Source organism: Aeromonas sp. QDB39 (assembly GCF_027707585.1).
Taxonomy (GTDB): Bacteria; Pseudomonadota; Gammaproteobacteria; order Enterobacterales; family Aeromonadaceae; genus Aeromonas; species Aeromonas hydrophila.
The window spans coordinates 201,123-219,828 of record NZ_JAPCIV010000001.1 but is presented as its reverse complement, the minus strand read 5'-3'; the positions used below and the strand labels follow the sequence as shown (position 1 = coordinate 219,828).

Annotated in this window: 13 protein-coding genes; 6 read left to right on the top strand and 7 right to left on the bottom strand. The window is 60.6% G+C overall.

Annotated features, from left to right (window positions below; genetic code table 11):
* Nucleotides 1–3: 3 nt before the first annotated feature.
* From PG899_RS00990 to PG899_RS00975, 4 genes are all read right to left on the bottom strand, one after another.
* Nucleotides 4–792 (bottom strand): ATP-dependent zinc protease family protein, encoded by a 789-nt coding sequence (locus PG899_RS00990; RefSeq protein ID WP_039213166.1) that lies wholly within the window; start codon nt 790–792, stop codon nt 4–6.
* A gap of 52 nt (nt 793–844) precedes the next feature.
* Nucleotides 845–1,822: a tRNA 5-methoxyuridine(34)/uridine 5-oxyacetic acid(34) synthase CmoB gene (gene cmoB, locus PG899_RS00985; protein ID WP_179101336.1), complete on the bottom strand. Its 978-nt coding sequence runs from the start codon at nt 1,820–1,822 to the stop codon at nt 845–847.
* Nucleotides 1,819–2,568 carry a carboxy-S-adenosyl-L-methionine synthase CmoA gene (gene cmoA / locus PG899_RS00980; RefSeq protein ID WP_011705416.1) on the bottom strand — a complete coding sequence of 250 codons (750 nt, stop codon included), beginning with the start codon at nt 2,566–2,568 and terminating at the stop codon, nt 1,819–1,821. Before cmoA ends, cmoB begins: the two co-directional genes overlap by 4 nt.
* Nucleotides 2,569–2,961: 393 nt before the next feature.
* Nucleotides 2,962–3,810 (bottom strand): DUF72 domain-containing protein, encoded by an 849-nt coding sequence (locus tag PG899_RS00975; RefSeq protein WP_077095591.1) that lies wholly within the window; start codon nt 3,808–3,810, stop codon nt 2,962–2,964.
* A 432-nt stretch (nt 3,811–4,242) separates the two neighbouring features.
* Here PG899_RS00975 and aspS point away from each other — a divergent pair, with 432 nt between their 5' ends.
* The 3 genes from aspS (at nt 4,243) to PG899_RS00960 (ending at nt 8,742) form a co-directional block, all read left to right on the top strand.
* On the top strand, nt 4,243–6,009 hold the full coding sequence (gene aspS, locus PG899_RS00970; RefSeq protein WP_179101335.1) for an aspartate--tRNA ligase: 1,767 nt from the start codon (nt 4,243–4,245) through the stop codon (nt 6,007–6,009).
* Between the two features lie 95 nt (nt 6,010–6,104).
* Nucleotides 6,105–6,845 (top strand): YebC/PmpR family DNA-binding transcriptional regulator, encoded by a 741-nt coding sequence (locus tag PG899_RS00965; protein WP_011705419.1) that lies wholly within the window; start codon nt 6,105–6,107, stop codon nt 6,843–6,845.
* Between the two features lie 280 nt (nt 6,846–7,125).
* Nucleotides 7,126–8,742: a phosphoethanolamine transferase gene (locus PG899_RS00960; RefSeq protein ID WP_077095590.1), complete on the top strand. Its 1,617-nt coding sequence runs from the start codon at nt 7,126–7,128 to the stop codon at nt 8,740–8,742.
* A gap of 112 nt (nt 8,743–8,854) precedes the next feature.
* Here PG899_RS00960 and nagC read toward each other — a convergent pair whose 3' ends face one another.
* From nagC to nagB, 3 genes are read right to left on the bottom strand one after another with little or no spacing between them, the layout of a single operon-like run.
* Nucleotides 8,855–10,069: a DNA-binding transcriptional regulator NagC gene (gene nagC / locus PG899_RS00955; RefSeq protein ID WP_016350209.1), complete on the bottom strand. Its 1,215-nt coding sequence runs from the start codon at nt 10,067–10,069 to the stop codon at nt 8,855–8,857.
* Nucleotides 10,070–10,073: 4 nt separating this feature from the next.
* Nucleotides 10,074–11,219: an N-acetylglucosamine-6-phosphate deacetylase gene (gene nagA, locus PG899_RS00950; protein WP_077095589.1), complete on the bottom strand. Its 1,146-nt coding sequence runs from the start codon at nt 11,217–11,219 to the stop codon at nt 10,074–10,076.
* A 9-nt stretch (nt 11,220–11,228) separates the two neighbouring features.
* Nucleotides 11,229–12,029 carry a glucosamine-6-phosphate deaminase gene (gene nagB / locus PG899_RS00945; protein WP_016350211.1) on the bottom strand — a complete coding sequence of 267 codons (801 nt, stop codon included), beginning with the start codon at nt 12,027–12,029 and terminating at the stop codon, nt 11,229–11,231.
* A 273-nt stretch (nt 12,030–12,302) separates the two neighbouring features.
* Here nagB and nagE point away from each other — a divergent pair, with 273 nt between their 5' ends.
* The 3 genes from nagE to glnS all read left to right on the top strand — a co-directional run bounded on the left by nagE (nt 12,303) and on the right by glnS (nt 18,574).
* Complete coding sequence (gene nagE / locus PG899_RS00940; protein ID WP_016350212.1) at nt 12,303–13,781, top strand: N-acetylglucosamine-specific PTS transporter subunit IIBC; 1,479 nt, start codon at nt 12,303–12,305, stop codon at nt 13,779–13,781.
* A 122-nt stretch (nt 13,782–13,903) separates the two neighbouring features.
* Nucleotides 13,904–16,567 carry a beta-N-acetylhexosaminidase gene (locus PG899_RS00935; RefSeq protein ID WP_077095588.1) on the top strand — a complete coding sequence of 888 codons (2,664 nt, stop codon included), beginning with the start codon at nt 13,904–13,906 and terminating at the stop codon, nt 16,565–16,567.
* A gap of 345 nt (nt 16,568–16,912) precedes the next feature.
* Nucleotides 16,913–18,574, top strand: a complete 1,662-nt coding sequence (gene glnS / locus PG899_RS00930; protein WP_039213175.1) for a glutamine--tRNA ligase — start codon at nt 16,913–16,915, stop codon at nt 18,572–18,574.
* Nucleotides 18,575–18,706: the final 132 nt, after the last annotated feature.

Sequence of the window (18,706 nt, the reverse complement as noted above, 5' to 3'; positions counted from 1 at the left end):
GGATTATTTCACATCCTTGAGCTTGGGTTTGGGTTGGATATATTCGCGGGCCACATCAACCACGGCGATGTCTTTCAAAAACTCACGGCCGAGCAGCACGGGGAAGGCCATGTCGCTGCGGTCCTTCAGGGTAAATTCGGCCTTCTCGGTCATGTCGCCGATGCGCACAGCAAGGCGCACCACCGGACGGCGGTCGAGATCGTCGGCGGAGGCCTGACGCACCCGCACATGGCGCACCAGCGGCGCTTCAATCTGGATCTTGTCGTCCATCTCCTGATGGCTCAGGAAGAAACGCACCCAGTTCTTGCCGTTGCGCTCGAAGATGGTGATGTCCTGGGCGCTGATGGAGGAGGTGGTAGCACCGGTATCGACCCGCGCCTGGAAGGCGTCATTGGCCGCGTCAACCCAGATCCACTCCGCCTCGCCGACCAGCAGCTTGCCGTCGACGGTGTGGCCCTGGCTCGGGGCCTGGCACTTCTCGGTCGGGATCGCCATGGGCTTGGGCGGCTCGGGCGGCAGGGATTCGAGCTTGCTGCCGACTTTGTTCACGGACTCTTTCATGTTGTTGACATCAGTGTTGAGCTGAACCAGCAGGTGCTGTTGCTGCACATACTGCTTCTGTTGCTGTTCCATGGATGTTTGCAGGCGCTGCTCGCTCAGATTGATCTCGTTGCGAAGCTCGGCCAGCGTCAAGGTAGGTACCGGGGGCGCTTTCTCCATACTGACACACCCGCCGAGACTGAGCAGGGAGAGCAGGGTCATTCCTTTTAATTTGCTTTTCATGTCATTCATTTAACTGTGCTTCCTGGAATTGGGTCAGTGTAACTTCCACAGCCGCCATCGGCTAGTCTTTGGCCTTTCTGGCAATCAGTACGGCACGTTTCGGTGCCGGGTGTCCTTCTACCGTGAGTGCGGGATTGGTTGGATCCAGATAATCACTCAGGGATTCATTAATCATCCAGTCGGTACGACGCTGTTCGTCGGTGCTGGTCATATTCTCGTCGACAATCCGCACATCGGTAAATCCGCAGCGCTCGACCCACAGCTTGAGGGCCGCGCTGGAGGGGATGAACCAGACGTTGCGCATCTTGCCGTAGCGATCGGTGGGCACCAGCACGTCGTTGACGTCGCCGTCGATCACCAGCGTCTCGAGCACCAGCTCGCCGTCGTCTTTCAACTGGTTGCGCAGTTGTTCGATGTGTTCGATAGGGGACTTGCGGTGATAGAGCACCCCCATGGAGAAGACGGTGTCAAACGCCCGCAGCTCCGGCAGCTCCTGAATGCCGAGCGGCAGCAGGTGGGCACGCTGGTCGTTGCCGGCGAAGTGGCGGATGGCCTCGAACTGGCAGAGGAACAGCGGGCTCGGGTCGATGCCGACCGCCAGTTTCGCCCCTTCGCCCACCATGCGCCAGAGGTGGTAGCCGCTGCCGCAGCCCACGTCCAGCACGTAGCGACCGGCAAGCGGGCTGATGTGGGGCAGTACCCGATCCCACTTCCAGTCGGAGCGCCATTCGGTGTCGATGTGGATGCCGTGTACCGTGAACGGCCCCTTGCGCCAGGGCATGAAGTGGCGCAGCAGGCTCTCCACCTTCTTGCGCTCCCCTTCGCCAAGGCTCTCGGCCGAGCCGATTTCGACCCGGCTGTGCAGCTCGATGTGGCCGGGGTCCACCTGCGGCAGCTTGTTGAGGGCGCGGTTCCAGCGCGGCAGATCACCGTGCTGGTTGTCGTGCTGCCAGGTGTGCAGCTGGGCGGGCAGGGTATGCAGCCAGTGGCTCAGCCGATTCTTGGCGATCAGCTGATAGAAGTTGGCAAAGTCGATCATGGCTGGGCAGGCTCGCTCGATTTGATGGCAATCATGGAGCCGAAGTTGAAGCACTGGAACCAGAGATCCTGATGGGCGAAGCCGGCGTCTCGCAGGCGGGCCTGATGCACCGGCAGGCTGTCGGTGCGCATCACGTTCTCAAGGGCGGTGCGCTTCTGGCTGATCTCCAGCTCGCTGTAACCGTTGGCGCGCTTGAAGTCGAGGTGCAGGTCGATGAGCAGCTCGTTGACCGGTGCATCTTCGAAGCGGAATTTTTCGCTCAGGATCAGGATCCCGCCCGGGCGCAGCCCATCAAAGATGCGCTGGATCAGGGCGGCCCGCTTCTCGGGCTCGACGAACTGCAGGGTGAAGTTGAGCACCACCACGGAGGCGTTCTCGATGGCGATGTCGCAGATGTCCGCCTCCACCAGCTCCACCGGCACCTCGGACTTGAAGCCGGAGAGGTGGGCGCGGGCGCGCTCGATCATGGGGTGGGAGAGATCCACCGCCGTGATGTGGCAGCCGGGCTGGGTGACGTGGCGACGCATCGCCTGGGTGGCGGCGCCGAGCGAACAGCCGAGGTCGTAGAGCCGGCTCTGGGGCTGGGCGTAACGGGCGGCCATCATGCCGATGGCGGAGATGATGTTGCTGTAACCCGGCACCGAGCGCTGGATCATGTCGGGAAAGACATCGACGACCTGTTCGTCAAAGCAAAAATCCCCCAATCGAGCGATAGGGGCGGCAAAAATCTGATCTTTGGTATGCATGCTGGCGCAACCTGACAGCCGGTGCGCGAACCGACTGTTTTGTTCAATTGAATCGTTGGGTGACACCGGTCCGGGCCGGGTCGTCACCGGTTCACGAACGGGGTGGCGGGCCTTGAGATCCATCGGGCCGGTTCCGTTCGCAATGGACCATCATCCTGGTCCTTTCTGAGGGCGGCACCATCTGCGGCAACGAGTTGCAGCGCACTGGCGTCAGGGCCCTGTTTATGGCGCCGAACGCCTGCCAGCAACGGATTGTACTGGGCTGGCGGTCCGGGTCCTTACTTGGGGCGCTAGTGTAGAGGAAAGGTCGGCGTTTGTCTTGACGCCAAGCCTCGTCCAGCCACAAAAAAACGGCTTTTTTTCGCGGCGGGGAAGACGGGGCGAGGCGGCTGACTAAAAGGGCAGCACGCCCTGCTGCGCGCGATCGTTTTCCCCCGGCCAGGGGGCCATCTCCTCCCCCAGCAGGCGGGCAACCTGACGGGCCAGCTCGGGGGACTGGGCGTTGTCGGACGTATGTATAAAGAGGTAGAGATCTTTTCCCTCCGCCAGCCACTGGCGCCAGTGGGGGAGCCAGCCTGGCAGGAAGGGGTGGTTGGCGGCCGGATCCGGCAGGCCGATGAGCCGCACCACGGGAGCATTGGCGGTGGCCAGCAGGTGCACCGGCAGCCTCGGCTTCTTGCCCTGGGCATCGATCATGGCTGCCGTGGTGGCCGGCACCGAGAACAGCGGCCGGCTGTCGAGCATGATGCGGTTGATGCCCTTCTCCATCAGCAGCCGGTTCAACTGCCGCTCCGCCTCGCCCTTGGCGAAGAAATCGGGGTGGCGCACCTCGAGGGCATAGCGAAACGCCGGTGGCAGCCGCTCGAAAAAGGCCGCCAGACGGGGCAGTCCCTGTGGGCCGAAGCGGGCGGGCAGCTGCAGCTTGAGCAGCCCCAGCTTGTCGTGCAAGGGCTCCAGCAGGCGGATAAAGTCGCTCACTTGCTTGTCAGCGCTCACCAGATCGCTCTGGTGGCTGATGGTTTGCGGAAACTTGAAGCTGAAGCGAAAGTGGGCGGGCACCGCATCGGCCCAGCGCCGGACCGTGTCGGGGGTCGGCGAGGCGTAGAAGGTGGTATTGCCTTCCACCGTGTTGAAGACCCGGGCATAGTGGGCGAGGTGCTCGGCGGGCTTGGCGCCCACGCCCAGCAAGTGACCTGGCCAGGCCGGGTGAGACCATTGTGGCAGGCCCAAAAAGAGGCTCATGAGGGATCCTGTCTGCGGGTTTATCTCGTTTTACCCCCCTTTTTTGCCCCGGGATGTAAAAAACAGGGCAAAGGAGGCTGCTGGCCATTTTACCCAAATGGGGGTTTTCCTCTATAATGCCAGCCCTTTTGTTTGCCAATTTGTTGTGACTCACGCCGCTGTACGCATATTGTGACGACGGCAGCGGCCATGATGCGGCCAAACAACAATCGCTTGCCGATGCCCTCCGCCCGACACCCCGGCCGCTTGCCAGCCGCCTCTGGTCGAGCCGATATCGGCGGCAGGTGTCCGATCCCGGCGGTCGGACGGTACGAGACAGATTTCAAACCGGGCAAGAACAGGATCTGGCCAGCTGTGAGACAGACGGTGCTTGCCAGTCGTGCCCGGCGACCCAGGTTAACCGTCTCTCTACAAATTCGAAGGAAGAAGTCCATGCGCTCTATCTATTGCGGACAGGTCAATGAGGCCCATGCAGGGCAGACCATTACATTGTGCGGTTGGGTCCATCGTCGTCGCGATCTGGGCGGCCTCATCTTTATCGACATGCGCGACCGGGAAGGGATCGTGCAGGTGTTCTTCGATCCGGACAAACCGGACGCCTTTGCCCTGGCCTCCGAACTGCGCGGCGAATTCTGCATTCAGGTCTCCGGCGTGGTGCGCACCCGTCCCGACTCCCAGCGCAACAGCGACATGGCCACCGGTGCCATCGAGGTGTTTGCCCACGAGCTGACCATCATCAACCGTGCCGAGCCGCTGCCGCTGGACTTCAACCAGGTCAACAGCGAAGAGGTGAGCCTCAAGTATCGCTACCTGGACCTGCGTCGCCCCGAGATGGCCAAGTACCTGAAGACCCGTGCCAAGGCCAGTGCCTTCGTGCGCCGCTTCATGGACGAGCACGGCTTCCTCGACATCGAGACCCCGATGCTGACCAAAGCCACCCCGGAAGGGGCCCGCGACTACCTGGTGCCGAGCCGTGTGCACAAGGGCAAGTTCTACGCCCTGCCGCAATCCCCGCAGCTGTTCAAGCAGTTGCTGATGATGTCCGGCTTCGATCGCTACTACCAGATCGTCAAGTGCTTCCGCGACGAAGACCTGCGTGCCGACCGCCAGCCGGAATTCACCCAGATCGACGTGGAGACCTCCTTCATGACCGCGCCGCAGGTGCGTGAAATCATGGAAGAGATGATCCGCAAACTGTGGCTGCACATCCTGAACGTGGATCTGGGCGACTTCCCGATCATGACCTTCGACGAAGCCATGCGTCGCTACGGCTCCGACAAGCCGGACCTGCGTCTGCCGATGGAGCTGGTCGATGTGGCAGATCTGCTGACCTCGGTCGAGTTCGCCGTGTTCGCCGGCCCAGCCAACGATCCGAAAGGCCGCGTGGCTGCCCTGAAAGTACCGGGCGGCGCGGAGCTGTCTCGCAAGCAGATCGACGAGTACACCAAGTTTGTCGGCATCTATGGTGCCAAGGGCCTGGCCTGGATGAAGGTCAACGAAGCGGCCAACGGCATCGAAGGGGTACAGTCCCCGGTGGCCAAGTTCCTCTCCGACGCCATCGTGCGCGAGATCCTGGCCCGCACCGGCGCAGCCGACGGCGACATCATCTTCTTTGGTGCCGACTCCAAGAAAGTGGTGTGTGATGCCATGGGCGCCCTGCGTCTGAAAGTGGGCCGGGATCTGGGCCTGCTGGAGAACAGCTGGAAGCCGCTGTGGGTCATCGACTTCCCGATGTTCGAAGAGGATGGCGAAGGCGGTCTGGCTGCCATGCACCACCCGTTCACTGCGCCAAGCGGCCTGAGCCCGGAGCAGCTGAAAGCCAACCCGGTAGGCGCTTACGCCAACGCTTACGACATGGTGATCAACGGCTACGAAGTGGGTGGCGGTTCTGTCCGTATCCACAACAGCGAGATGCAGGCCACCGTGTTCGACATCCTGGGTATTACCCCGGCCGAGCAGCGTCTGAAGTTCGGCTTCCTGCTGGACGCCCTGAAGTACGGTACCCCGCCGCACGCCGGCCTGGCCTTCGGCCTGGACCGTCTGAGCATGCTGCTGACCGGTACTGAAAACATCCGGGACGTGATTGCCTTCCCAAAAACCACGGCGGCCGCCTGTCTGATGACGGACGCCCCCAGCTTTGCCAACGCCGCCCAACTGGGCGAGCTGGCGATTGCGACCACCGTCAAGGGTGATGAATAAGCCGTTACCGGCAGCAAAGGCCGCAGCAATGCGGCCTTTCCCTTGCATTAGTCATGACCAGTGTTACTGAAATTCAAAAATAACGGAGAGTCCCTATGGCAGGTCACAGTAAATGGGCCAACATCAAACACCGCAAGGCGGCGCAAGACGCCAAGCGCGGCAAGATCTTCACCAAGCTGATCCGCGAAATCACCACCTCCGCGCGTCTGGGTGATGCCGATCCTGCCAACAACCCGCGCCTGCGTGCGGCGGTGGCGGCTGCCCTGACCGGCAACATGACCCGCGACACCATCAACCGTGCCATCCAGCGTGGCGCCGGCGGTGGCGATGGCGAACAGCTCGAGACCATCGTGTACGAAGGTTACGGCCCGGCCGGCTCTGCCGTCATGGTGGAGTGCCTGACCGACAACCGCAACCGTACCGTTGCCGAAGTGCGTCACGCCTTCAGCAAGTGCGGTGGCAACCTGGGCACCGATGGCTCTGTTGCCTATCTGTTCAGCAAGAAAGGGCTGCTGACCTTCGTGGGCGTCGATGAAGATGCCCTGATGGATGCCGCCCTGGAAGCCGGTGCCGACGACGTGGTGACCGAAGAGGATGGCTCCATCGAGGTGTATACCACCCCGAACGATTTCGGCACCGTGCTCGATGGTCTGGAAGCCGCCGGCTTCAAGCCCCAGAGCGCCGAAGTGACCATGATCCCGTCCACCGAAGCCGAGCTGGATGCCGAGACCGCGCCCAAGCTGATGCGCCTCATCGACATGCTGGAAGATCTGGACGACGTGCAGGAGGTGTACCACAACGGCTCCATCTCCGACGAAGTCGCCGCGACCCTGTAATCCGGTTCGTGAACACCCAGGGGGCAACGCTCTGTTCGCCCCCGCTAAAACGGCAGCCTCGGCTGCCGTTTCTTGTGATGGCCTGACACCTGAAGGCTGTGCCGGCCATGGCATTGCCCGCCTTAATTTTCCCTTAAGGTTGGCTTTTTAAGCTGCCTGCCGTGTCCGGGCCTCGCTGCCCCTTGCCGCCATCACCTCGGGAGGAGGGATCGGCAAGCGAGACTGCAACAAGAGGTGCCCTGTGTGGCCCCTGTCCTGCCTGGTTTGTCGGAGTATCGTTATGCGCATCACCCTGGGTGTGATGAAGGTGAATCTGTTGCTGGTGCTGTTGTTTGCACTGGTATTCAACTGGCCCATTTTCCTGCACTTTTACACCATTCTCACCAAGCTGGAACACGTCAAGACGGGCTTTGCCCTCTCGATCCCCTTCGTGCTGCTGGCCGCGCTCAACGCGGTGTTCCTGCCCTTTACCTTTCGCTATCTGCTCAAGCCCTTCTTCGTGCTGCTGATCCTGATGGGATCCGTGGTTAGCTACGCCATGCTCAAGTACGGCGTCATCTTCGACGTGAGCATGGTGCAGAACATAGTCGAGACCAACGCGGGGGAGGCGACCTCCTACTTCAATGCCTCCATCCTGCTCTGGTTCGTGCTGACCGGCCTGCTGCCGGTGTTGGCCCTGCTGTGGGTGAAGATAGAGTATCCCCGTCCCTGGTATAAGGGGCTGGGCCTGCGGCTTGGCTCCATCGCCCTGTCGCTGCTGTTTCTGGTGGGGGTGGCGGCGCTCTATTACCAGGATTACGCCTCGGTCGGGCGCAACAACAAGTCCCTCGGCAAGGAGATAGTGCCCGCCAACTATGTGCATGGCCTCTATCGCTACGCCACCGACATCCTGTTTGCCACTCCGATCCCGTATCAGCCGTTGGGCACGGATGCCAGGGTGGTAGGGCAGGGCGGCAAGCCGACCCTGATGTTTCTGGTGGTGGGGGAGACGGCGCGCAGCCAGAACTACTCCCTCAACGGTTACGGCAAGGCCACCAACAGCTTCACCGCGCGGGAATCGGGCATGGTCTCGTTTCGCAACGTGCGCTCCTGCGGCACCGCCACCGCGGTCTCGGTGCCCTGCATGTTCTCCAACCTGACGCGGCGCGGCTATGACGACATCCTGGCCCAGTCCCGCGACGGCATGCTGGATGTGCTGCAGCACGCCGGCGTCTCCGTGCTGTGGAAGGAGAACGACGGCGGCTGCAAGGGGGTGTGCAAGAACGTGCCCACCATCGAGATCGAGGCCAAGGATTTTCCCCAGTACTGCCAGAAGGGTTCCTGCTACGACGAGGTGATGCTGGAGGGGCTGGATCGGCAGATCGCGCAGATGAAGGGCAACAAGCTGGTGGCCTTCCACCTGATGGGCAGCCACGGCCCGACCTACTATCGCCGCTATCCCGCCAGTGAGCGGACCTTCGTGCCGGACTGCCCGCGCAGCGACATCGAAAACTGCACCAATGAAGAGCTGGTCAACACCTATGACAACACCATCCGTTACACCGACAAGGTGGTGGCCCGTCTCATCGACAAGCTCAAGACGCTGGAGCAGGATTACAACGTGGGGCTGGTCTATCTGTCGGATCACGGCGAATCTCTAGGGGCCATGGGGCTCTACCTGCACGGCACCCCCTACAAGTTCGCGCCGGACGATCAGACCCGGGTGCCGCTGATGACCTGGTTCTCTCCCCAGTTGCAGGCCGATCGCCAGCTGGATATGACCTGTCTGCAGCAGGAGGCGGTCAGCAAGCGCTTCTCCCACGACAATCTGTTCCACTCCATGCTCGGCATCATGGATGTACAGACCCAGGTGTATGACGGAGCGCTGGATCTGTTCAAACCGTGCCGGGCAGGGTGAATCACCGCGTCCTATTACGCCGCTATGCGGCTAATCGAACCTACGCTTGAAGAATCTATCAATAAAAACGGCAGCCACTGGCTGCCGTTTTTTATTTCGCAAGGCCTCAGCCTTACTTCTGCTCCATGATGATCTGCAGCAGGTCCCCTTCCAGCAGGGCCCGCTTCACCAGCGCGAAACCGCCGACGGTGGGCTGATTCTGGAAGCGTGCCTTCACGATGGGCAGGCCACGATGGAAGCTTGGCAGCGACTGGTGCTCCACGCAGCGGCGGATGGCCGGGAACAGGATCTCTTCGGCGGCGGTGATTTCGCCCGCGATCAGCACCTTCTGCGGGTTGAACAGGTTGACCGTGATGGCCACCGCCCGTCCCAGATGCTCACCCACGTTCTCAATGACGCTGCGGGCCAGCTCGTCACCGGCCATGGCCGCCTTGCACACCTCCTGGATGGTGATGTGCTTCTCCTGCAGCGAGCTCAGGTGGCCGCGGCTGATGAGCTCCTTCACCTTGTCAACGATGGCCTCGTTGGAGGCGATGGTCTCCAGGCAACCGAAGTTGCCGCAGTGGCAGCGCTTGCCGAGCGGCTCGACCTGGATGTGGCCGATCTCGCCGACGTTGCGGTTCTGACCGAGGAACACCTTGCCCTTGGTGATGATGCCGGAACCCGCCCCCTGGTGGACGCTCACCAGGATGGAGTCCATGCAGTCGCGGGACTCGCCGAAGAAGTGTTCGGCCAGCGCCAGCGAGCGGGTATCGTTGCCCACGTAACAGGGCAGGTTGAAGTGGTTTTCCAGAAGCTTGGCCAGCGCCAGATTGCGGATCTGGTACTTGGGGGTGTAGATGACCATGCCGGATTCCGGATTGACCAGACCCGGCATGGTCAGCGCGATGCTGATGAGGTTGCGGCTGCGATCCTGCTGGGAGTCGATGAAGGCACCGATCTCCCGCAGCAGCATGTCGACCACCGGCTGTTGCTCGATCTCGGTCACCTGGGTGATGTGCTGATCGAGCTCCTTGCCGTCGAGGTCATACAGGGCGAGCTGCAGGTAGCCGCGGCCGAGCTTGGCGGACACAAACTGGAAGCGATGCTTGATGGTGGTCAGTGAGATGGCGCGCCGTCCGCCGGTGGAGGCTTGCGGCGAGGTCTCCTTGATCAGGCCATGCTCGATCAGTTGCCGGGTAATCTTGGTCACGCTGGCCGGGGCCAGCTGACTCAACTCGGCAATTTTGACCCGCGAGATGGGCCCCTGCAGGTCGATGAGCCGATACACGGCTGCACTGTTGACCTGCTTGATAAGATCTACGTTTGCTATTTGTCCGCCAGTCATAGTGTCACTGTGTTGTGTAGTGTCCGTTAACCACGGTCCCGCAGACCGTGAAGGCCTGATCAAAGACAGTCAGGTTGGCTATTTTTCCGACCTGGATACTACCGAGACGTGAGTCCCATCCAATGGCGCGAGCAGGGTAAAGGGTGGCCATTCTCAGTGCTTCATCGAGCGGTAATCCGACCTGTTTGACCAGATTCTCCACCCCTTCAATCATGGTGAGGGCAGAGCCGCCGAGTGTACCATTCTCGTCGACGCACTGACCATCGCGGAAATAGACGGTTGCGCCACAAAAATCAAACTTCTCAAAGCCTTCCGGTGCCCCTGCCGGTGCGGTCGCGTCGGTGACCAGCACCAGTCGCTCTCCCAGCATCTTGTGCGCGAGGCGCACGTTGGCCCAGTGCACGTGATGCCCGTCGACGATGACGCCGGCGTAGACATCCTTGCGATCGTAGATGGCACCGACCACGCCCGGCTCGCGGCCGTTCACGGTCGGAGTCATGGCGTTGTAGAGGTGGGTGGCAAAGCGGATGCCGTTGTCAAACCCGGCCATGGCCTGGTCATAGTTGGCGGCGGTATGGCCCGCGGAGACCAGAATACCGGCCTCCACCAGCCGGCGGATGTGCTCCGGCTTGTTGCGCTCCGGCGCCAGGGTGATCTTGGCGATGGCATCCGCGTTAGCGCAGAAGAAGTCGATCATCTCGTCGGCGGGCTGGCGGATCTGCTCGGCCGGGTGGATCCCCTTGCGCTTGAGGTTGGTGTAGGGCCCTTCCAGATGGACGCCCAGTACTTCGTTGGGGTGCGCCGCCATGTAGTCGCGGGTGACGGCGACGGCCTGCTTCATGTCTGCGTCCGGACTGGTGATCAGGGTCGGCAGGAAGCTGGTGGTACCGGATTTCAGGTTGGCGGCCTGCATGGTCGCCAGGGTCTGGGTGGTGATGTGGCCGTTGAACATGACGCCGCCACAGCCGTTGAGCTGGACGTCGATGAAACCGGCGCTCAGGTTGGCACCCTTGAGATCAATGCGTTCGATGCCGGTCGGCAGTTCGGCCAGGCGGGAGATGGCGACAATCTTGTCGCCCTCGATGACCACCCCGTAACCGGTCAGCACGCAGCTGCCGGTGTAGAGGGTGCAGTTGGTCAATGCGTACATGGTGACTCCTTACAGACGGCCGATGTTGGCGGCTTCGAGCTGCTGGAAGTAACGCACCGTCTTGACCTTGAGCTCCATGGTGGAGGGCTCGTCACACACCATCATTCCCTTCGGGTGGAGCTGCAGGGTGGAGATGGTCCACATGTGGTTGACGCTGCCCTCCACCGCGGCCTGCAGGGCCTGGGCCTTGCCGTGACCGGTCACCAGGATCATGATCTCCTCGGCATCCATCAGGGTGCCGACACCCACGGTCAGCGCCAGCTTGGGCACCTGCTCCATGTCGCCGCCAAAGAAGCGGGAGTTGGCGATGCGGGTGTCTTCGGTCAGGGTCTTGACCCGGGTGCGGGAGGAGAGGGATGAGGCCGGCTCGTTGAACGCGATGTGGCCGTCGTTGCCGACACCGCCCATGAACAGGTGGATCTTGCCGTAGGACTTGATCTTCTCTTCGTAGCGCTTGCACTCGGCCACCAGATCCGGCGCGTTGCCGTTGAGGATGTTGATGTTCTCGGGGCGAATGTCGATGTGGCTGAAGAAGTTGTTGTGCATGAAGCTGTGGTAGCTCTCCGGGTGATCTTCCGGCAGGCCGACGTATTCGTCCATGTTGAAGGTGACCACGTTCTGGAAGCTCACTTCACCGGCTTTATGCAGTTCAATCAGGCGCTTGTAAGTGTTGAGCGGGGTGCCGCCAGTGGGCAGACCCAGTACGAAGGGGCGCTCGGCAGTGGGTTTGAACCCATTGATACGGTCAACGATGTAACGGGCAGACCACAGGCCCACTTGGCTGGCAGATTTCAACGGGATCAGGCGCATTGTAGATACCTCTGTACGGGTTGCTGCCGGGATGTCGGCGGCAAATAGACTGGGACGGATTCAAGTTGTTTTATAGCGTAAATAAAGATTGCGAACTAAGCCACATCTATCCGCCACCTTTATCTCGTTTGGGTGATAATGATCACGATTATAGGTTTATTAATTTGCGCAGCGAAATAAAAGCCCTAGACTGCCAATCAAGCCTTGATGGCTTATGCGTCAAACGTGATAAGCACTTAATTTCTAGAAAAACATTAACTAAGGAGAGGAACCGTGAACATTCTCGGTTATTTGCAAAAGATCGGCCGTGCCCTGATGGTGCCGGTAGCGGTATTGCCTGCCGCCGCGATCCTGATGGGGGTTGGCTACTGGATTGACCCGAATGGTTGGGGTGGTGACAGCGCGCTGGCTGCCTTCCTGATCAAGGCGGGTTCAGCACTGATCGACAACATGTCCACGCTGTTTGCGGTCGGTGTTGCCTATGGTATGTCCAAAGACAAAGACGGTTCTGCCGCGCTGGCCGGTCTGGTCGGTTTCCTGGTGGTGACCACGCTGCTGAGCCCTGGTTCTGTGGCGATGATTAAAGGCATCCCTGTAGAGCAGGTTCCGGCAGCCTTTGCCAAGATCAACAACCAGTTCGTCGGTATCCTGTGTGGTGTCATCGCCGCCGAGCTCTACAACCGCTTCAGCAGCGTAGAACTGCACAAGGCGCTGGCTTTCTTCTCCGGCCGCCGTTTGGTGCCGATCGTAACCTCCGTGGTGATGATCGTCGTCTCCTTCATCCTGATGGCCGTTTGGCCGGTCATTTACGGTGGTCTGGTGAGCTTTGGTGAATCCATCGTCAGCCTGGGCTCCACCGGCGCCGGTATCTACGCCTTCTTCAACCGCCTGCTGATCCCGATTGGTCTGCACCACGCCCTGAACTCCGTGTTCTGGTTCAACGTGGCCGGTATCAACGACATCCCTAACTTCCTGGGTGGTCAGGCTACCATCGATGCCGCTCTGGCTGCAGGCAAGAGCCTGGATCAGGTGAAAGGCGTGGTAGGCATGTACCAAGCTGGCTTCTTCCCGATCATGATGTTCGGTCTGCCGGGTGCCGCACTGGCCATCTACCACTCCGCCAAGAAAGAGAACAAGGACAAAGTTGCATCCATCATGATCGCAGCTGCCTTTGCCTCCTTCTTCACTGGGGTGACCGAGCCGCTGGAGTTCTCCTTCATGTTCGTGGCACCGGTACTGTACGTCATTCACGCTTTCCTGACCGGTGTTTCCGTGTTCATCGCTGCTTCCATGCACTGGATGGCCGGCTTCGGTTTCAGTGCCGGTCTGGTGGATATGGTGCTCTCCAGCCGCAACCCGCTGGCGACCAACTGGTACATGCTGATCCCGCAAGGTCTGGTGTTCTTCGGTCTCTACTACGTGGTATTCCGCGCTGTCATTGCCAAACTGGGTCTGAAAACTCCGGGTCGTGAAGATGATGAAGCTGCTGCTCCGGCTGCTGCCCAGACCACCGACCGTACCGAACTGGCACGCCAGTATCTGGAAGTGCTGGGCGGTCAGGAGAACCTGGTGACCATCGATGCCTGCATCACCCGTCTGCGTCTGACCCTGAAAGACCGCAGCATCGTTGACGAGCGCAAGCTCAAAGCCCTGGGCGCGGCCGGTGTGGTCAAGCTCGGTGAGCAGAACCTGCAGGTGATTCTGGGCCCATTGGCCGAAATCATCGCCGGTGAGATGAAGGCCCTGCGTTAATCGGGCGCCAAGCTCGCCTCAAGTCTAAGTCCATTGTTGACATAACTAAGGGCCCCGCCTCGGGGCCCCATATAAAAAAAGCCAAGAAAATCCAACCTTTACTTCAAATGAGAGCAGCAGTTATGAACTTGAAACATTCTCTGTTAGCCATTGCCATGTCTACCGTTTTCGTCAGCCAGGTACAGGCAGCCGATGCCGCCAAGCAAGCCGTGGTCGACGCCCTCGCCAGCAACCTCGTCGTCAAGTACGAAGTCGTCACCAACGACGGTGCCGGCGCCGGCCTCGACTGCCAGGCGCTGGGCTCCGAGTGGGCGAGCTGCGGCGTTGCCAAGCTGCACCTGACCAATACCGGTGCTGACGTCACCTCCAAAGACTGGAGCATCTATGTCTCCTCCATCCGTCGTATCCAGCGGGTGGACAACGACCAGTTCACCATCACCCACCTGACCGGCGACCTTTATCGTTTGACGCCAACCGAGAAGTTCCAGGGCTTTGCCAAGGATGCCACGGTCGAAGTGCCGCTGGTGGTGGAGTACTGGGTATTGTTCGAATCTGACATCATGCCGAACTGGTATGTCGCCAGCGAAGGGGCCGAGCCGAAAGTGCTGGCCAGCATGAGCAACATCGACGATGCCACCACCTACGAGAAGCCGATGCCGGCCGATGGCTGGAAGCGCACCAAGGATGACAACAACATCCTGATGAACAGCGAAACCCGTTTCGCCGCCAACCAGACCAGCAGCTTGCTGCCGGCTGGCAAGGTCGACAACCAGATCCTGCCGACCCCGATGAAGCAGGTGGTCAAGGCCGGCCCGCAGGTCGACTTCTCCACCATCAAGCTCAATGCCCTGGACCTGCCGAGCGATCGCGCCGAAGCCCTGAAGGCTCAACTGACCAAGCTGGGTGTTACCCTCTCCGACACCGGCTACCCAGTGACCATCAAGCTCGGCAGCAAGCTCAAGCAGGCCGAAGGCTACGACATGACCATCGGCCAGAAAGGCACAGTGGTGCAGGGTCATGACATCGAAGGCGCCTTCTGGGGGGCCCAGTCCCTGATCTCCCTCTTGGGGGTCAACGACAAGCTGGTTAGCCAGATGCATGTCGAGGATGCGCCGCGCTTTGAATACCGTGGCATGCAGACCGACGTGGCCCGTCACTTCAGAAGCCCAGAAACCCTGAAGAAGCTGGTTGACCAGATGTCCGCCATGAAGCTCAACGTGCTGCACTTGGGGCTGACCAACGATGAAGGCTGGCGTCTGGAGATCCCGGGTCTGCCGGAGCTGACCGACGTCGGTAGCCAGCGTTGCCACGACGAGTCTGAAACCAAGTGCCTGATGCCGCAGCTGGGCTCCGGCCCGACCAGCGACAACCAGGGTTCCGGTTTCTACAGCAAGGCCGACTACATCGACCTGGTACGCTATGCCAAGGCCCGCGGCGTGACCGTGATCCCCGAGATCAACATGCCGGCCCACGCCCGTGCCGCCGTGGTTTCCATGGAAGCGCGTTACAAGCGCCTGATGGCTGAAGGTAAAGAGACCGAAGCCAACCAGTTCCGTCTGACTGACCCGGCTGATACCTCCAACGTCACTTCAGTGCAGTTCTACGACAAGATGTCCTTCATCAACCCCTGCCAGCCGGGCGCCGCTACCTTCGTGGCCAAGGTGATGGACGAAGTGGCCCAGATGCATCAGGCCGCCGGCCAGCCGCTGACCGCCTGGCACTACGGTGGTGACGAGGCGAAGAACATCATGCAGGGCGGTGGTTACCAGGATCCGGCCGTCACCAAGAAAGAAGAGCTGGTCGCCTGGAAGGGCAATGTCGACTCCAGCAAGCAGGACAAGCCGTTCGGCAAATCCCCGATGTGCCAGAAGATGATCGACGATGGCAAGATCAAGGACGTGGCCGAGCTGCCGGTCTATTTCGCCAAGGAAGTGAGCGAAATGGTCAAGGGCCACGGCTTCTCCACTCTGCAGGCGTGGGAAGATGGTCTGAAGTACGCCACGGATGCCAGTGTGTTTGCCACCGACAAGACCCGGGTCAACTTCTGGGAAACCCTCTACTGGGGTGGCTTCAACGAAGCGATGAAGTGGGCGCACAAGGGTTATGACGTGGTGCTCTCCAACCCGGATTACCTCTACTTCGACTTCCCGAACGAGGTACACCCGGCCGAGCGCGGCTACTACTGGGCCACCCGCTTCAACGACACCCGCAAGGTGTTCGCCTTCGCCCCGGAAAACCTGCCGCAGAACGCCGAGACCTCGGTTGACCGCGACGGCAACGCCTTCGTGGCCAAGGGTGACCAGGATCCGGTCAAGTTCAAGGGGATCTCCGGTCAGCAGTGGAGTGAAACCGTACGTACCGACGCTCAGTACGAGTACATGGTCTACCCGCGTATCTTCTCCATGGCCGAGCGTGCCTGGCACAAGGGTGGCTTCGAGCTGGACTATGTGAAAGGTCGCGAGTTCTCCGGCGAGACCAAGCATGTCAACAAGGCCACCCTGAACAAGGAGTGGAACCAGTTTGCCAACGTGCTGGGTCAGCGCGTGCTGCCGAAACTTGACCAGGCCGGGGTGGAATACCGCCTCTCCGTACCGGGCGCCAAGGTGGTGAACGGCGTGCTGGAAGCGAACGTGGATCTGCCGGGTCTGCCCATCCAGTACAGCCTGGATGGCAAGAGCTGGAGCGCCTACGACGCTGCCGCCAAGCCGACCGTGGATGGCAAGGTCTACCTGCGTACCACCAGCTTCGATGGCAAGCGTACCAGCCGCGTCACCGAGCTGAACTGATAGCTCTCAATCCATAACGCAAGGTGGGTCGCAAGACCCGCCTTTCCCAAGGGCGATGGCCATCGGGCTTGGGAAAGGTTGACTGTGCGTGTGAGCCTTTGTTGTGTGTGTATTGTCTGTTTTTGTTTTTCATCACCTTGAACCCCGCCTCGTGCGGGGTCTTTTTTTCGCCAGTCAGTCAAACCAGCCACCAGTGCAGGGCGTTTTGCGGCGCCAGTACCCCGAAACGGGCAAATTCAGGTTGAGACAGGGCGCGTAATGAGGGATCATATCCGGCTTGACGGCGGGGGTATGAGGGTGCCAGCCGGCACAACTTCCGCCAGTGACGCATTTTTGAGGTGAGCCATGAGTCAGGCGAACAGCCCAACTAACTTTATTCGTCAGATCATTGATGAAGATCTGGCCAGCGGTAAGCACAGCAGCGTGCATACCCGTTTTCCGCCCGAGCCGAACGGTTATCTCCATATCGGTCACGCCAAGTCCATCTGCCTGAACTTCGGCATCGCCCGCGACTACCAGGGCCAGTGCAACCTGCGTTTTGACGACACCAACCCGGTGAAGGAAGATATCGAGTACGTTGAGTCCATCAAGCAGGACGTACAGTGGCTCGGCTTCCAGTGGAACGGCGAGATCTGCTACTCCTCCGACTATTTCGACAAGCTGCACGGCTATGCCATCGAGCTCATCGAGAAGGGCCTGGCCTACGTGGACGAACTCTCTGCCGAGCAGATGCGCGAATACCGTGGCACCCTGACCGCGCCGGGCAAGAACAGCCCGTTCCGCGATCGTTCGGTGGCCGAGAACCTGGCCCTGTTCGAGAAGATGAAGAACGGCGAGTTTGCCGAAGGCGCCGCCTGCCTGCGCGCCAAGATCGACATGGCATCCCCCTTCATGGTGATGCGCGATCCCGTCATCTATCGCATCAAGTTTGCCCACCACCACCAGACTGGTGACAAGTGGTGCATCTACCCGATGTATGACTTCACTCACTGCATCTCGGACGCCCTGGAAGGGATCACCCACTCCATCTGTACGCTGGAGTTCCAGGACAACCGTCGCCTGTACGACTGGGTGCTGGACAACATCACCATCGACTGCCACCCCCGTCAGTACGAGTTCTCCCGACTGAACCTCGAATACACCGTCATGTCCAAGCGCAAGCTGAACCTGCTGGTGACCGAGAAGCACGTGGACGGTTGGGACGATCCGCGCATGCTGACCGTCTCCGGTCTGCGTCGTCGTGGCTATACCCCGGCCTCCATCCGCGAGTTCTGCAAGCGCATCGGCGTGACCAAGCAGGACAACATCGTCGAGATGAGCATGCTGGAAGCCTGCATCCGCGAAGATCTCAACGAGAATGCCCCGCGTGCCATGGCCGTACTGCACCCGGTCAAGGTGGTGATCGAGAATCTGGCCGCCGACGAAGTGCTGACTGCCCCGGCCCACCCGAACAACGCCGAGATGGGCACCCGCGAGCTGAACTTCACCCGCGAGATCCTCATCGATGAAGCGGACTTCAAAGAAGAAGCCAACAAGCAGTTCAAGCGACTGGTGCTGGGCAAGGAAGTGCGCCTGCGCAATGCCTACGTCATCAAGGCCGAGCGGGTCGAGAAAGATGCCGATGGCAAAGTCACCTGCATCTACTGCTCTTACGATCCCGAGACCCTGGGCAAGGATCCGGCCGATGGTCGCAAGGTGAAAGGGGTGATCCACTGGGTCAGCGCCACTCACTCCCTGCCGGCCGAAGTGCGCCTCTACGACCGTCTGTTCAAGGTGCCTAACCCGGGCGCCGAAGAGGACTTCGAAGCGGCCCTGAACCCAGACTCCCTGGTGATCATCGAGGGTGCCCGCGTCGAGGCCTCCCTGAAGAACGCCAAGCCGGAGCAGGCTTACCAGTTCGAGCGTGAAGGTTACTTCTGCGCCGACAACAAGCTCTCCAGCCCGGAGCATCTGGTGTTCAACCGCACCGTGGCCCTGCGCGACGTGTGGGGCAAGGCCGAGGCCTGATAACAGAAGAGGGCAGGGGAGACCCTGCCCTTTCTTGATCTGGGAGCCTGTTTACGATCCGTGACGAGAGGTTGTCAGCAAGGTGAAGCCGCACAGGAACCGGCGCGTATAGAGATACGTGAGGGTTTTGAG

Coding starts and splice junctions, on each gene's coding strand:
- PG899_RS00990 (WP_039213166.1), bottom strand. CDS start 792: ATGAATGACATGAAAAGCAAATTAAAAGGAATGACCCTGCTCTCCCTG.
- cmoB (WP_179101336.1), bottom strand. CDS start 1,822: ATGATCGACTTTGCCAACTTCTATCAGCTGATCGCCAAGAATCGGCTG.
- cmoA (WP_011705416.1), bottom strand. CDS start 2,568: ATGCATACCAAAGATCAGATTTTTGCCGCCCCTATCGCTCGATTGGGG.
- PG899_RS00975 (WP_077095591.1), bottom strand. CDS start 3,810: ATGAGCCTCTTTTTGGGCCTGCCACAATGGTCTCACCCGGCCTGGCCA.
- aspS (WP_179101335.1), top strand. CDS start 4,243: ATGCGCTCTATCTATTGCGGACAGGTCAATGAGGCCCATGCAGGGCAG.
- PG899_RS00965 (WP_011705419.1), top strand. CDS start 6,105: ATGGCAGGTCACAGTAAATGGGCCAACATCAAACACCGCAAGGCGGCG.
- PG899_RS00960 (WP_077095590.1), top strand. CDS start 7,126: ATGCGCATCACCCTGGGTGTGATGAAGGTGAATCTGTTGCTGGTGCTG.
- nagC (WP_016350209.1), bottom strand. CDS start 10,069: ATGACTGGCGGACAAATAGCAAACGTAGATCTTATCAAGCAGGTCAAC.
- nagA (WP_077095589.1), bottom strand. CDS start 11,219: ATGTACGCATTGACCAACTGCACCCTCTACACCGGCAGCTGCGTGCTG.
- nagB (WP_016350211.1), bottom strand. CDS start 12,029: ATGCGCCTGATCCCGTTGAAATCTGCCAGCCAAGTGGGCCTGTGGTCT.
- PG899_RS00935 (WP_077095588.1), top strand. CDS start 13,904: ATGAACTTGAAACATTCTCTGTTAGCCATTGCCATGTCTACCGTTTTC.
- glnS (WP_039213175.1), top strand. CDS start 16,913: ATGAGTCAGGCGAACAGCCCAACTAACTTTATTCGTCAGATCATTGAT.